Source organism: Nonomuraea deserti (assembly GCF_004348685.1).
Lineage (GTDB): Bacteria > Actinomycetota > Actinomycetes > Streptosporangiales > Streptosporangiaceae > Nonomuraea > Nonomuraea deserti.
The window spans coordinates 36,930-50,753 of sequence record NZ_SMKO01000054.1 but is presented as its reverse complement, the minus strand read 5'-3'; the positions used below and the strand labels follow the sequence as shown (position 1 = coordinate 50,753).

Below are 13,824 nucleotides of genomic sequence, written 5' to 3'. Positions count from 1 at the left end.
CCCCGCGCCCGCCCCCGATGACGTCGCCGGCCGCCGCCGCGGCCCGCGACAGCACGGCAGTGGCTTGGTCCTGCCCGACCAGGTCATCGAAAACCGTCACGAGGCAAGGCTAGTCGCGGATGGCGGGCATCGTGCCGGTGGCGTCTTCTGACTCCCTCGGCACCGGGTCGGGCAGGATCTCGTGGATGCGGTCCTGGATCTGGCGGGTGATCACCTCGGGCGGCAGGGTGCCGTCGACCACGAGGTAGCGCTGGGGCGCCGCCGCGGCCAGCTTGCGGAACTCCTTGCGCACCCGCTCGTGGAACTCCAGCGGCTCGGCCTCGATGCGGTCGGCCGCGCCGCCCAGCCGGGTGAGCCCCACCTGGGGCGGCGTGTCGATGAGCACGGTCAGGTGCGGCACCAGCCCGCCGGTCGCCCAAGCGTTGATCTTGGACACGTCTTCGGGGTCGAGCGCCCGCCCGGCGCCCTGGTAGGCCAGCGACGAGTCGACGTAGCGGTCGGTGACCACGAGCGAGCCGCGGTAGAGGGCGGGCCTGATCACCTTCTCCACGTGCTCGGCCCGGTCGGCGGCGTAGAGCAGGGCCTCGGCCCGGGCCGAGAGGCCGCGCTCGGCCGCGTCGAGCAGGATGGCGCGCAGCCGCATGCCGACCTTGGTGGAGCCGGGCTCGCGCGTCTGCACGACGTCGTAGCCCTGGTCGCGCAGCCAGATGGCGATCAGCCGCGACTGGGTGGTCTTGCCCGACCCTTCACCGCCCTCGAACGCCACGAACAGGCCCGGCACGTGCTCGGCCGGCTCGGCGCCCAGCCGCTCGCCACGCACCGCGGCGATCACGTCGGCGGTGAGCGGCACGCCCTTCTTGTCGTCCATGTGGCGCAGCGCGAGGATGCCGACGGCGGTCGCGAGCACGCCGCCGATCACCAGCACCAGGTTGGACCCGTCGAACTGGTAGGCGAACTCGCCCAGGTCGAGCACGTGCACACCGAAGATCGCCGCCACCGGGTTGGCCACGGCGACCACGAGCAGGAGCGTCACGCGCGCGGTGGACTGCAGGAACGAGAACGTACGGCCGCGCAGCCCGTCTTCGACCTCGAGCCCGATCAGCGTGTAGCCGATGATCCAGGCGATGCCCGCGCACGCGCCGAGCACGACGGTCAGCATGACCACGATCGGCAGGTTGTGCACCAGCGCGATCGTGACGAGCACCAGCCCTGCCACGGTGATGGCCAGGCCGAACAGCCGCCGCCGCGACAGCTGGCGCAGCAGCCTGGGCCCGAAGAACATGCCCAGCGCCATGCCGACGAAGACCGCGCCGAACACGACGCCGTAGGCCGCGTCGCCGCCGCCGAGCGCGCCGACGTAGATCTTGGCGACGCCGACCACGGCCCCGCCCGCGGCGAACGCGCCCAGCATGCCGATGATGAGGCCGCGCACCATCCGGTGGCCGCCGACGAAGCGCCAGCCCTCGATGACCTGCTTGAGCACGGACGGCGTGGAGATGGCGCCGTCACGCTTGGGGATGCCGCGCAGCGTGAAGATCAGGAAGGCCGACACGAGGTAGGCGCAGGCGTTGACGATGAGCGCCAGCCCCGTGGCGTCCCTGCCGGACAGGAACGGCACCGTGCTCGTGACCACGTCGCCCACCACGGACAGCGCGGCGAAGAGCATGGCGGCGATGGGCGCGGTGCCGTAGGTGACCAGCAGGTTGAGCTGGTTGGCCGACTCGAGCTGCTCCTTGGGCACCAGGTTGGGGACGGTGGCGTCCTTGGCCGGGACCCAGAACAGGTTGATGCACTCGACCAGGAGAGTCGCGATGATCACCCACTGGTAGCTGTGCACGAACGGGATCGACAGCACGATGGCGAACCGGGCGAGATCGGCCGCGAACATCGTCAGCCGCCGGTCGAACCTGTCGGCGAACACGCCCGCGAGCGGCCCGAGCAGGATGGCGGGCAACATCTTGGCCACGAACACGCCGCCGATGGCCAGCGACTGCACGCGGTAGTCGTCCTGCATCAGGTTTCCGGCCAGCGCGGTGAGCGCCAGGATGTTGAGCCAGTCACCGAGACTGCACACCGACATGGCGGTCCACAGCCGCCGGAAAGGCGCATTGGCCAGCACGTGAGCCGGGCGGCGTCGGCCAGGGGCAGTCATGATTTCAGCGTATCCAGGTGTTGACCGGAAGGGGGCAGTCAGGAGAGAAGCCGGAAATGCCCGGCTGCTCGTGGCTGAGGGTATTACGTCCGTGGGCTGGTGCGCAGGTTTCGCACCTCGAAAAGGGCCCCAAATCCATCATCAATTGATAACTCCGGCCTCATGTCGCGCCGCCTCCACCAGTGGCCGCCATTCGGCGCGGATGTCGGGAGGCAGCTCCAGCTCGTCGAACAGCTCGACGAGCAGCACGCCGTCGACGTGGTCGAGCAGCTCCTGCGGCCCGCCCTCGCACAACAGCGTGGTGTAGGCGGCCCGCCGCTGGTCGCGGTCGGCCAGGTCGTGGACGTGACCGCGCAACCGCACGACGCCCAGCGCCGCCGCGACCGGCAGCCGCCGCAACCGGCTCGGCAGGTGGAACGTGCGCCCGTCGCCGGTCACGCGCGCGGCGAACTCGACCTTCGCCTCCAGCACCAGCCGGAACCCCGCGGCGTCGAGAATGCGCCCGGCCGTCTCCAGCGTCGGCGACTTCCTGCCGTGCTCGTAGGCCGACAGCGTCGTGCGCGACGTGCCGCTCACGCTGGCCAGGGCCTTCTGGTTGAGACTCGCGGCATGCCTGGCCTGCTTGAACAGCAGGCCGCCCCGCTCGGCCCAGAGCGCGACCTCCTGCCGCAGCGCCCGCTCCACCGGCGAAGAGCCCATGCCGCACCTCCGACTAGTATCCGGTCGGATACTGTACGCCATGATGGCCCTACGTGACCAGCGGAACGCGGAAAGTCAGGCGCGCAACTCGAGCATCGTGATCTCGGGCGGGGCTCCCACGCGCACCGGCGGCCCCCAGAACCCGGCGCCCCTGGTCACATAGAGCGGCACGCCCTCGACCGTGGCCAGCCCCGACACGACCGGCTGCTGCAGCCCCACCACCAGGTTGAACGGCGCGAGCTGACCGCCGTGGGTGTGCCCGGACAGCTGCAGGTCGACGCCGTGACGGGCGGCCTCGGCGACCTGGATGGGCTGGTGCGCGAGCAGGACAGCCGACCGGCCCGCCTCGCGCCCGCCGAGCGCCTTGTCGAAGTCGGGAGGCTCGCCCACGGCCGCGCCGCCGACGTCGTTCACGCCGGCCAGGTCGAGCACCGCGCCCTGATGCCTGATCTCCACGCGCTCGTTCCGCAACGAGCGGACGCCGAGCTCCGCGAGCTCCTCGATCCACTCGCCGGGACCTCCGGGCGAGAAGTATTCGTGGTTACCGGTCACGAAATAGGCCCCGTAACGGGACTCCAGGTTTCTCAGCGGCCTGGCCAGCGGCCCCAGGTCGGCGACCGACCCGTCCACCAGGTCGCCCACGATCGCGACCACGTCGGCCTCAAGACCGTTGATCATACGGACGATGCGCTCGGTGTGCCCCAGGCCCGTCAGCGGCCCCAGGTGGATGTCGCTCACCACGGCGAACCGCAGGCCGCTGAGCCGGGGATCCAGCTTCGGCAGCGTGACCCTGACCCGCTCGGTAACGGGGTCGCCCAGAGCGGTCGCCATGCCGTACCCGACCGTGCTCAGCGCACCCACGCCGGCGACCGCGGCGGTGGCCCGCCCCAGGAAGAGCCGCCTGCTCATCGGGGCCGCCTCCGCCGCGGGAGGGGCGACCGGCTCGCCCTCGGCGGGCCCGCCGGCCCCGGCCAGGACCGGCACCGGCTCAGGCTCCGGAGTCGCGCTCCGCGGCGCGGCCCTGCGCAGCAGCAGCGCCGCCACGGCCCGCGGGACCTCCAGCACCACCAGGATGACCACCAGGTAGAACATCACCGCCACCCAGAGGTAGCCCGGCCAGGCCAGCCAATGCCCCCACTCCACCCGCGAGCCCGCGAACGCGGCCACGACGAGCAGCACCAAGCCCACCAGGCCCCAGGTCAGCGCCTTGCGCAACCGCCCGGGGCCGGTCGTCGAGCGCACCATCCGATGCCACAGATAGAGATGCGCGAGCCCGACGAGGCTCAGAAACATCAGGACGAACACATCCTGATGCTACTTACGATTTGGTGGCCGGCTTCTTCGCGGGTGCCTTTTTCGCGGGCGCCTTCCTGGACGACTTCTTCGGCGCGGGAGCCCGCTCGCGACGCTCGGCCAGCAGCTCCGCCGCCCGCTCGATCGTGATGTCCTCGACCGTGTCGCCCTTGCGCAGCGACGCGTTCGTCTCACCGTCGGTGACGTAAGGGCCGAACCTGCCCTCCTTCACCACGACCGGCTTCTTGGAGTTGGGGTCGTCGCCCAGCTCGCGCAGCGGCGCCGCGGCCGCGGCCCGCCGGCCGCGCTGCTTCGGCTGCGCGAACAGCTCCTTGGCCTGCTCGATGGTGACCGTCAGCAGGTCTTCCTCGGAGGCCAGCGAACGGGAGTCGGTGCCCTTCTTCAGGTACGGGCCGAACTTGCCGTTGTAGGCCACGACCTCCTCGCCGTCGAGCTCGCCCACCGGCCTCGGGATGGACAGCAGCTTGAGCGCGTCTTCGAGGGTGATGGTGTCGAGCGACATCGACTTGAACAGCGAACTCGTACGCGGCTTGGGCGCGTCGGCCTTCTTGCGCCGCTTGGGAGCTTCGTCCTCCGCCGGCTCGGGCAGGATCTCCGTCACGTAAGGCCCGTAGCGGCCGTCCTTCGCCACGACCGTGTGGCCGGTCACCGGGTCCTTCCCCAGCTCCCTGTCACCCGTCGGCCGCGAGAACAGCTCCTCCGCCTTCTCCGCCGTCAGCTCGTCTGGCGTCATGTCCTCGGGCACGTTGACCCGCGAGCCGTCACGGTCGAGATAGGGGCCGTAGCGCCCCACCCGCAGCACGATGTCGGTGCCCTTCACCGGGAACGAGCTGATCTCCTTGGCGTCGATGTCACCGAGGTCGGTGACCATCTCCTTCAGGCCCTCGTCGCCGTCGACGCCGTAATAGAAGCGCTGCAGCTCCGGCACCCGCTCCGCCCGGTCGTTGGCGATGTCGTCGAGCACCTTCTCCATCTCGGCCGTGAAGTCGTAGTCGACCAGGTTGCCGAAATGCTGCTCGAGCAGGTTGACCACCGCGAACGCCAGGAACGACGGCACCAGGGCCGTGCCCTTCTTGAACACGTAGCCGCGGTCGAGGATCGTGCCGATGATCGAGGCGTACGTCGACGGCCGCCCGATCTCGCGATCCTCCAGCTCCTTGACCAGCGACGCCTCCGTGTAGCGGGCGGGCGGCTTGGTCGAGTGGCCGGCCACGTCGAGCCGGGTGGCGGTGAGCGCGTCGCCCTCGGCCAGGGCGGGCAGCCGCTTCTCCGAGTCGTCGCGGTCGGTCGACGGATCATCCGACCCCTCGACGTACGCCTTGAGGAACCCGTAGAACGTGATCGTCCGCCCCGAGGCGCTGAACTCGACGTCCTCGCCCCCCGACGACCGGCCGGCCACCTTCACCGTGATCGACTCGCCGACCGCGTCCTTCATCTGCGAGGACACCGTGCGCTGCCAGATCAGCTCGTACAGCCGGAACATGTCGCCCGACAGCCCGGTCTCGCCCGGCGTGCGGAACTCCTCACCAGACGGCCTGATCGCCTCGTGCGCCTCCTGCGCGCTCTTCACCTTGCTGGCGTAGACGCGGGGCTTGTCAGGGACGTACGCGGCGCCGTACAACTTGATCGCCTGTGACCGCGCGGCCGCCACCGCCGTCTCCGACAGCGTGATGCTGTCGGTACGCATGTAGGTGATGAAGCCGTTCTCGTAGAGCCGCTGCGCCACCTGCATGGTGTATTTCGCGGAGAACCCCAGCTTCCTGCTGGCCTCCTGCTGCAGCGTGGTCGTCCTGAACGGCGCATAGGGCTTACGGGTGTACGGCTTGCGCTCGACCGACTTGACCGCGAACGACGAACCCCGCAGCCGCCCCGCCAGCTCGCCGGCAGCGGCCTCGGACAGGTGGAGCACGTCGGCGTTCTTCAGCTGACCTGTGCTGGCGAAGTCGCGCCCCTGCGCCACCCGCTTGCCGTCGACCACGGTCAGCGCCGCGGTGAAGTCGCGCGGCCGCTCCTCCGCCTTGCCGGTGTCGAACAGGGCCTGCAGATCCCAGTAGTGGGCAGACGTGAACGCCATACGGTCGCGCTCGCGCTCCACCACCAGCCGGGTCGCCACCGACTGCACGCGGCCCGCCGACAGGCGCGGCTTGACCTTCTTCCACAGGACGGGGCTGACCTCGTAGCCGTAGAGCCGGTCGAGGATGCGCCGGGTCTCCTGGGCGTCGACGAGACGCAGGTTGAGGTCGCGCGGGTTGGCCACGGCGTCCTGGATCGCCTGCTGGGTAATCTCGTGGAAGACCATGCGGTGCACAGGGACCTTGGGCTTGAGCACCTCGCGCAGGTGCCAGGCGATCGCCTCGCCCTCGCGGTCCTCGTCAGTGGCCAGATAGAGCTCGTCGGCGTCCTTCAGCAGCTGCCGCAGCTTGTTGACCTGCGATCGCTTGTCGGGGTTGACGACGTACAGCGGCTCGAACTCGTGCTCGACATTCACCCCGAGCCGCGCCCAAGGCGCCCCCTTGAACTTCTCGGGGATGTCGTCGGCCTTCTCCGGCAGATCGCGGATGTGGCCGATGCTCGATTCGACGATGTAGCCGCGCCCGAGGTAGCCCGCGATGGTCTTCGCCTTGGCGGGCGACTCGACTATCACCAGGCGTGTTCCGCCGGCGCTGCCGTTCTTGGCTGGCACGCTGCTCTCTACCTCGCTGTTCGCTAGCTAATCCCCCTGCCGGGAGTCGGCACAGACTGAAAAGGTAACCCGACTCGCGGAAATTTCCTTCCCCCCGGGCTACCCACTGGCTTCCGGGTCCACCCACAAGCACGCAGAATAAGGCTCATCGAGCGGCATGGCGCCCTGACTCACTCTGGAGACTAATCGTTGTGCTCGACTACTCCTACATGGATATCTTCATTCCGCGCGACCTCACTCGCGAAGCAGCACGTCAACTGCTGACCGAACACGCAGAGTACGGTCAGTGGGAGCTCGCGCGCGTACGCCTGCACCCCGACGGGAGCCGGCACGTACGCCTGCGCCGGAAGGTCATGCGAGTCCGGCGCACGTTGTGAACGCGGACACGTCGAACGCGGGCATGTCGAACGCGGGCATGTCGAACGCGGACATGTCGAACGCGGACATGTCGAACGCGGACATGTCGAACGCGGACATGTCGAACGCGGACATGGCTTTGCCCGCCCCGGGCCGCGCCCCCGGAACGGGCAAAGCATCTCTCGCTGACCGCTCGCCGGACGCGAGCGTCAGCCGATCTGGTCAGGCGCTGTTACGCGCCTGCGATGTCCTGCTCAGTGCCTGCGGCGTCCTGCTCAGTGCCTGCGGCGTCCTGCTCAGTGCCTGCGGCGTCCTGCTCAGTGCCTGCGGCGTCCTGCTCAGTGCTTGCGGCCCGGACGGAACCGGCGGGCGGTCGCGAACAGGGTCGCCGAGGCGGCGAACAGCCCGCCGAGCATGAGGGCGAGCAGCGAGCTGGAGTTCATCCCGGTCACGCCGGCCGGCTGCTCGGCGCTCATCAGGCCCAGGTTTCCGACGGGCAGGTTGCGGGTGGTGGAGGTCACCACGCCGCCGACCGGGGTCGAGGCGACCAGCGACGTCGCCGGAGCGAGCGGGGACGCGGCGGCGCCGGAGGGCCGGGCGCGACCGGACCTGTCGGCCGGCGCCGCAGCGGACGTGGCGGTCCGCTTCGGCTTGGCCGGGGTCACCGCGGTCCGCTTCGGCTTGGCAGGCGTCACGACCGTCCGCTTGGGCGCGGCCGGGGTCTTCGCCTGGGCGGGCAGCCCGGGCAAGCCTGGCACACTCGGCAGGCCGAGCGTGCGGGAGGCGTCCTCGACGAGGGGCAGCGAGGTCAGGCCGCCGCCCTGCAGCTTGGCGACGTCGCCGACGCCGCCGAAGTCCGGCGTCCCGCCCAGGACCGGCACGGCCGGGATCACGGGCAGCACGCCGCCCTTGGCCGCCGCGGTCTTGGTGGTGGCGCGGGCGAAGTGCTGGTGCCCGCTGAGGCCTCCGTGGCCCGGCTTGCCGACGTGCGCCCCGCCGAGGCATCCGGCCGCGGCATCTCCCAGGACGGCCACGGCGTTGCCGCAGACGTTGATCGGCGCGGTGATCGGGGCGATGACCTGGTTGCCGCCTAGGATGCTCGCGTTGCCCGAGGTGCGGTTGCCGCCCGTGCCCCTGCCGGGCTCCTTCACGTGGGCGCCGCCCTTGCAGCCGGCGAACGCGCGGCCGACCAGCGCCACGGCGTTGCCGCAGACGTTGACCGGCGCGGTGATCGGAGCGACCACCTGGTTGCCCGCCAGGATGCCCGCCCGCCCCGAGGTGCGGTTGCCGCCCGTGCCCTTGCCGGAGTTGTGCACGGTGGCGCCGCCCGCGCACCCGGCCGTGGCGTTGCCCACGGCGTTGCCGCAGACGTTGACGGGCAGGCTGATCGGCGCCACGACCTGGTTGCCGCTGCCGACCCCGAACCGGCCGTCGGTGTCGTTGCCCCGCGAGCCCACGTGACGGCCGTGGTGGTAGCCGCGCCCGGGACCGCCGTTGGTGACCGACGACCCGCCCTTGCAGCCCGAGAACGCCCGCCCGACGACCGCGACCGAGTTGCCGCAGATGTTGATCGGGGCGCTGATCGGGGCGACGACCTGGTTGCCGCCGAGGATGCTCGCGTTGCCCGAGGTGCGGTTGCCGCCCGGGCCGCCCTTGCCGGTGTTCTTCACCGTGGCGCCGCCCTTGCAGCCCGCCGTCGCATCGCCGAAGATCGCGACCGCGTTGCCGCAGGCGTTGATCGGGGCGCTGATCGGCGCGGTGACCTGGTTGCCGCCGAGGATGCTCGCGTCGCCCGACGTGCGGTTGCCGCCCGTACCGCCCCTGCCCTGGTTGCGCACCTCCGCGCCGCCCTTGCAGCCCGCGTCGGACCTGCCGATCAGGGAGACGGCGTTGCCGCAGGCGTTGACCGGCGCGCTGATCGGCGCGTCGACCTGGTTGCCGCCGAGGATGCTCGCGTCGCCCGACGTGCGGTTGGGGATGCCACCACCGCCGCGGTTGTTCACGACCTCGGCGCCGCCCTGCGAAGAGGCCTGCGACGAGCCGACCGCCGCGACGGAGTTGCCGCTGATGTCGATGGGCAGCGAGATCGGCAGGTCGACCTGGTTGCCGCCGCCGATGGACGCGTCGCCCGAGGTGTCGGCCAGCGCGGTGCCGCTGCCGCCGAACGACATGACGGCCACCGCGAGAAGGGCCGCAGGGGTCGATGCCTTCGCCCACGTACGCATATCGATGCTCCTTGTGGTTCTTGGGGGGATTACCTGAACGGCTCGCGGGCAACCCGAGGCCGTGCGAGGTTTCGCGCACAGCGGAGACCTCGGATTCGCGAACCAGCTGAACTGACGTGTTCACCCGCCGGCGGAGGGGATCAAAGCCGCGCTCCGCCGCGATACTCGGAGAAAGGGCCCGGGGGTCGCATTGCCCGCGACGTCTTCCGTCGCGCGTGACCGGCCGGTGCCCGGGCGGGGATCAGTCAGGTGAGAAAGAAGGGTCGTCCGCCGCTGTGCGGACGACGGGGGGAAGCACGTACGCCGGAGGTGCGCGCCGCGCCTCGAGCCGCGGGTCGAACACTGACCTCGCGACATCCCCGGTGGCGGACCCGAAGGGGCCGCTGCCACCGCCGTTGGGCACCAAGCCGTTGGTGTCCAGGATCTGGCCGGCGGTGGACGGTGTCGGCAGGCCAGGATCCTGCTGGCTGTTGAGCCCGTCGACCGTGCGCCCCGCCATGGCTTCGGCGTTGTCGGACGCCGAGACGTGGTCAGGGTCGAGGGAGGCGGCCGACGCGCCGACTTCTGTGACCGCGGAGGGGACCGCGGCCGTTTCGGTCGCGGGAAGCCCCGCAGCCGTTGTCGCGGACGCGGAAGGATCCGCGGCCGACGTTTCGGTCGCGGGAAGCCCCGCGGCCGATGTTGAGGGCGTTCCTGTCGCCGCGGTGGAATCCGCGGCCGCCGGAGCGGCGGTGAGCATGCCGAACAGAACAGCGAGCAACCATCCAGCGGCCACCAGGGAGCCGACCGCGGTTGCCCGCATGACGAGCCGACGGGCACCGGCCGCGAACCGCGCCATCCGGTCGACCCGATCGGTGGCCGTGTCCTGCCCGCGGGAGGGCACGGGCAGGCGACGCACAGCGAGGGACTTCTCCCTCGGCTGATGCATCGCCGCGCGCGCCACGTGACCTCCCGATATCCAGAACCGGCCTCAGCGTTGACGGAGCCGGTCCTTGGACTCACCCCTCAACGGTCCGTAACCGTAGCAGTACCCAAGGTTGTCGCAAGGCCTTTTCACCGTGACCCCAGAAATTCACCAACGCCACACCCCTCAAACCACCCCCAACTGGGCCAATGCGCTCCGGCGTACGTCATGAGCGGCCCATCAGCGACCCCGCGACGGGCCATCACCCGGCATTCCCGCGCCTCCGGAGCCGCCTTTCGGCAGGAGGCCGGATTCTCGGTATGACGCACTCCTCAGAGTTTGCTAGCCTTACTGAGCCGACGCGGGATGACGGTCCCGCGTGCAGGCACCAAGTCCGGGTGGCGGAATAGGCAGACGCGCTAGCTTGAGGTGCTAGTGCCCAGTGATGGGCATGGGGGTTCAAGTCCCCCCTCGGACACACACCGCTCGCACATGTGGGGGTTCCGGATCGATCCGGGCCTCCACATACTGCTTTTCGGGGTAGTACGTGAGCTTCAGCCCGAGCTGCGTGTAGAGCTCGGCCTTGTCGTCCGGGTCCGCTTCCGAGACCAGGCGAACCAAGTCGCCGACCTCCGATCATCGATCTGATCTCCTCGACGCTGATGCGCTGGGCAGCCGGAACCGCCTTCAGCTCCCCTTCCAGGCGGGCGCGTTCACTCTTCGTCTCGTTGATCCACGCGGAGATCTCGATCGGGTCGCCCCCCGCGTCGAGCGCGGAGCGATATTGGTTTAGCTTGCGATCACACTTCGACAGCCGCTTACGCAGGTCGATCAGAGCCGCCTCGTTCGGGTCGATCGCCTGCTCGGCCATCGCTGCGATCGTGTGCTCCCACCTGTCCGGGCCGAACGCGGTCCCCAGCCAGCCATCGACCTCACCCAAGATCTCCGACTCCCGCAGGTAGACGACCTTGGGATGGTCGAGGTCGTTGGTGATGGCGTACTGGGCAGGGAACCGGCACCGGTAGTAGGCCTGCCGGTTGTTCCAGTTCCCCTGCATCCGGCGCTCGCAATACCCGCAGAACAGCACACCCCGGAAGGCGTAAGGACGCCGCGTAGGGTGAGGACGCTGGCTGAATGTGCCTCTGGCACGCGTGGCGAGGATCTCCTGGACCCGCTGGTACTCCTCGACGCTCACGATCGCGTCATGCACGGGATGCTCCGACCAGATCCACTGGTCCTTGGTGTTCCACCGCTGCTTGGTCGTCGTCCCCAGCGCGACGTTCTCCACGTCCAGAAGGATCTCGTCCTTGCGCTGCTTGTTCCACACCTGGTGGCCGGTGTAGCGCGGGTTGGTGAGGATCACTCGGATGGCGTACTTCGACCACGCAATCTGATCCCGGTGCTTGTTCCTCCCAGGATCACTGGCCGACGGCGACACGATCCCCTGCACCGTCAGGTCCTCGGCGATGTCCAGGTAGCCCCTGCCTTTGAGGAACTCCCTGTAGATCCACCGCACCACGCGCGAGGTGACCGGATCAGCCACCAGCCGCCGCAGTCTCCGACCGTCGGCCGCCTTACCGGGATTCGGGTGCGGGCCTGCGTCTTGGAGGCTGTACCCGTACGGCGGACGCCCGCCGAGAAACCTTCCCTCAGTCGCCGTGATCGCCGCCATGGCGGCCCGCACACGGATCTTGGTCCGGTTCCGCTCGCCCTTCGACAGCCCACCGAAGACTCCCATGATCATGTCGTGGGCCTCGTTGGCCGGGTCGATCGGCCCGCCGACCTCGGGCACCCACAGCGGCACACCGAAGTGCTCGAACAACGGGAACGTCAAGCTGTACTGGTTGCCGTAGAACGCCCGCTGCGGCTCCCCGATCACCACCGCATCGAAGCCCCGCCGCGTGTCCTTCAACTCCTCGATCAGCGCTGCCGCGTGCGGTCGAAGCTGCCAGGGGATCGAACGGGACTTGTCGACGTCGAAGAACTCAGCGACGATCTCCCCGCCTCGCGACTCGATCAGCGCTCGTGCCCGATGCAACTGCCAGGCCCTCGATGCCTCCGGGTCCTGGTTGTCCTCGGTCGACACTCGGCCGTAGAAGCCGAACCTGATCGTCATCTGTGCTGCTCCCTCGCGGTCTGCGGTTGCTTCACGCGGGCGGCGGCTTTGAGCAGGATTCGCAGCAGCACGCCGGCTGCGCCGGGGGTGAGCCTGAGCTCCTCCCCCGGCACCACCAACTGCAGCCCGTGGTCCGCGCCGCTCACGACCCGTCCCGGTTCGGAACGGGTACCCGCGTCCACCGGCGACCGGATCGGGCCCTACGGGCCCGCCCACCCCCGGCGGCCCTCCATGACCGCTCGCCTCGACAGCCGATGTCAACGACCACCTGGACACGACTTCTCACCCGGCGAGACCCCGACGGTCGTGCACAGCCTGTGGATGACGAAGGCACACTCCCCGTGAGGGCCGCCGAACTACGAGAGGGAGCCGCTCTCAATCCTCATCACCCCGCTTGCGCAGAATGAGAAGATCCTCATGCGCCGCAGCGCACACCGGCTGCCCCTTCTCCTGACCCCTCCAGGCCTCCAGCATCTGAAAGAACGACGCCCGAGGCACCAACCGGCCATCACGCAGCCCGCACAGCAACGCTGCCAAACGGTGAGTGAGCACCAGACCAGCCGCCTCCGCGGTCTCGATGACCTGGCCAGGAAGGTCAACGAGCCGCCCGCTGACCCGGATCGGCCGAACGGTGACGGCGACAACTCCGCCAGGCCGCAGCAGTTCCCCACATCCGCCGAGGATCTGCCCGAAGCCCTCCATCAACTGAGGCAACGGCCGATGAGCGAGGTTCCCCTTGTCCTTGGAATACCGATGGTTCGACTTCTCCACCGGCCCGCCACCCTCCCGACTCCCGCAGCGGACATGCCCATGCGTCCGCACCCCATAGGGCGGAGAGGTCAGCACCAGCCCAGCCGTACCCCGCAGATCCGCGAAGACAGTCGCGATGTTCCGCGCGTCCCCACAGGCCACCCGAGCGAATCCCGTCGCCCCTTGCGAACGAGCGTGCTGAACATTCGCGGCGGTGAGACCGGCGAAGTCCGCCTCGTACTCCATCCCCGCCGCGTGCCGCCCCAGATGCGTCGCCTCCACCAGCGTCGTCCCGATCCCACACATCGGATCCACCACCAGCTCACCCGGCTCAGTGAACACCGAGATCACCTGAGCGGCGATCGACGGGAGCATCTTGCCCGGATGCCTCATCGACTCCGCGACATACCGGCCACGCCGCTGCACCCTCGACTGCAGCTGGCCCGTAGCCAGGACCGACGGCAGAACGCTCTCGTTCATCGAGCACCTCCTGCGGTACGAGCGAACAGGCAGACGTCCGCGTGCACCGACACGACCGGCGGCAACTCCGCCGACTGGGCACGGCGAAGCTGTCCCAACTCCGCCGGATCCTTCAAGGCCGGAAAGGTGATCAGGGACCGACGG

Annotated in this window: 11 protein-coding genes, 1 tRNA gene and 1 pseudogene; 3 read left to right on the top strand and 10 right to left on the bottom strand. The window is 69.6% G+C overall.

Annotated features, from left to right (window positions below; genetic code table 11):
* Positions 1-109: 109 nt before the first annotated feature.
* The 4 genes from tmk to topA form a co-directional block, all read right to left on the bottom strand.
* Positions 110-2,152, bottom strand: coding sequence for a dTMP kinase (gene tmk / locus E1292_RS21125; RefSeq protein ID WP_132596952.1), 2,043 nt, complete (start codon positions 2,150-2,152; stop codon positions 110-112).
* Between the two features lie 141 nt (positions 2,153-2,293).
* Positions 2,294-2,851 carry a helix-turn-helix transcriptional regulator gene (locus E1292_RS21120; protein ID WP_132596951.1) on the bottom strand — a complete coding sequence of 186 codons (558 nt, stop codon included), beginning with the start codon at positions 2,849-2,851 and terminating at the stop codon, positions 2,294-2,296.
* A gap of 75 nt (positions 2,852-2,926) precedes the next feature.
* The gene (locus E1292_RS21115; RefSeq protein ID WP_132596950.1) at positions 2,927-4,156 is read right to left on the bottom strand and encodes a metallophosphoesterase; all 1,230 of its coding nucleotides are present in this window, start codon (positions 4,154-4,156) and stop codon (positions 2,927-2,929) included.
* A 13-nt stretch (positions 4,157-4,169) separates the two neighbouring features.
* Complete coding sequence (gene topA / locus E1292_RS21110) at positions 4,170-6,848, bottom strand: type I DNA topoisomerase (RefSeq protein WP_132596949.1); 2,679 nt, start codon at positions 6,846-6,848, stop codon at positions 4,170-4,172.
* A 209-nt stretch (positions 6,849-7,057) separates the two neighbouring features.
* Between topA and E1292_RS21105 the strand changes: the two genes are divergently transcribed.
* Positions 7,058-7,225: a DUF5703 family protein gene (locus E1292_RS21105; RefSeq protein WP_439331898.1), complete on the top strand. Its 168-nt coding sequence runs from the start codon at positions 7,058-7,060 to the stop codon at positions 7,223-7,225.
* On the opposite strand, the gene E1292_RS53910 is transcribed toward E1292_RS21105, so the two are convergent.
* The gene (locus tag E1292_RS53910; protein WP_246090238.1) at positions 7,200-7,340 is read right to left on the bottom strand and encodes a hypothetical protein; all 141 of its coding nucleotides are present in this window, start codon (positions 7,338-7,340) and stop codon (positions 7,200-7,202) included. The genes E1292_RS21105 and E1292_RS53910 overlap by 26 nt on opposite strands.
* On the opposite strand from E1292_RS53910, the gene E1292_RS55830 reads away from it, so the two are divergent.
* Positions 7,279-7,623, top strand: a complete 345-nt coding sequence (locus tag E1292_RS55830) for a pentapeptide repeat-containing protein (protein ID WP_369334343.1) — start codon at positions 7,279-7,281, stop codon at positions 7,621-7,623. The genes E1292_RS53910 and E1292_RS55830 overlap by 62 nt on opposite strands.
* On the opposite strand, the gene E1292_RS21095 is transcribed toward E1292_RS55830, so the two are convergent.
* Complete coding sequence (locus tag E1292_RS21095; RefSeq protein WP_132596946.1) at positions 7,544-9,430, bottom strand: chaplin family protein; 1,887 nt, start codon at positions 9,428-9,430, stop codon at positions 7,544-7,546. The genes E1292_RS55830 and E1292_RS21095 overlap by 80 nt on opposite strands.
* Positions 9,431-9,671: 241 nt before the next feature.
* Positions 9,672-10,328 carry a hypothetical protein gene (locus E1292_RS21090; RefSeq protein ID WP_246090237.1) on the bottom strand — a complete coding sequence of 219 codons (657 nt, stop codon included), beginning with the start codon at positions 10,326-10,328 and terminating at the stop codon, positions 9,672-9,674.
* A gap of 398 nt (positions 10,329-10,726) precedes the next feature.
* Here E1292_RS21090 and E1292_RS21085 point away from each other — a divergent pair.
* Positions 10,727-10,812, top strand: a tRNA-Leu gene (locus E1292_RS21085).
* Between the two features lie 528 nt (positions 10,813-11,340).
* Here the strand turns inward: E1292_RS21085 and E1292_RS55825 are convergent.
* The 3 genes and pseudogenes from E1292_RS55825 to E1292_RS21070 all read right to left on the bottom strand — a co-directional run.
* Positions 11,341-12,450 (bottom strand): annotated as a pseudogene (locus tag E1292_RS55825) (recombinase family protein); the annotation flags it as partial.
* Positions 12,447-12,596, bottom strand: a complete 150-nt coding sequence (locus E1292_RS51245) for a hypothetical protein (RefSeq protein WP_165974656.1) — start codon at positions 12,594-12,596, stop codon at positions 12,447-12,449. The gene E1292_RS51245 and the pseudogene E1292_RS55825, both read right to left, overlap by 4 nt.
* Positions 12,597-12,825: 229 nt before the next feature.
* The gene (locus E1292_RS21070) at positions 12,826-13,680 is read right to left on the bottom strand and encodes a TRM11 family SAM-dependent methyltransferase (RefSeq protein ID WP_132596945.1); all 855 of its coding nucleotides are present in this window, start codon (positions 13,678-13,680) and stop codon (positions 12,826-12,828) included.
* Between the last annotated feature and the right edge of the window lie 144 nt (positions 13,681-13,824).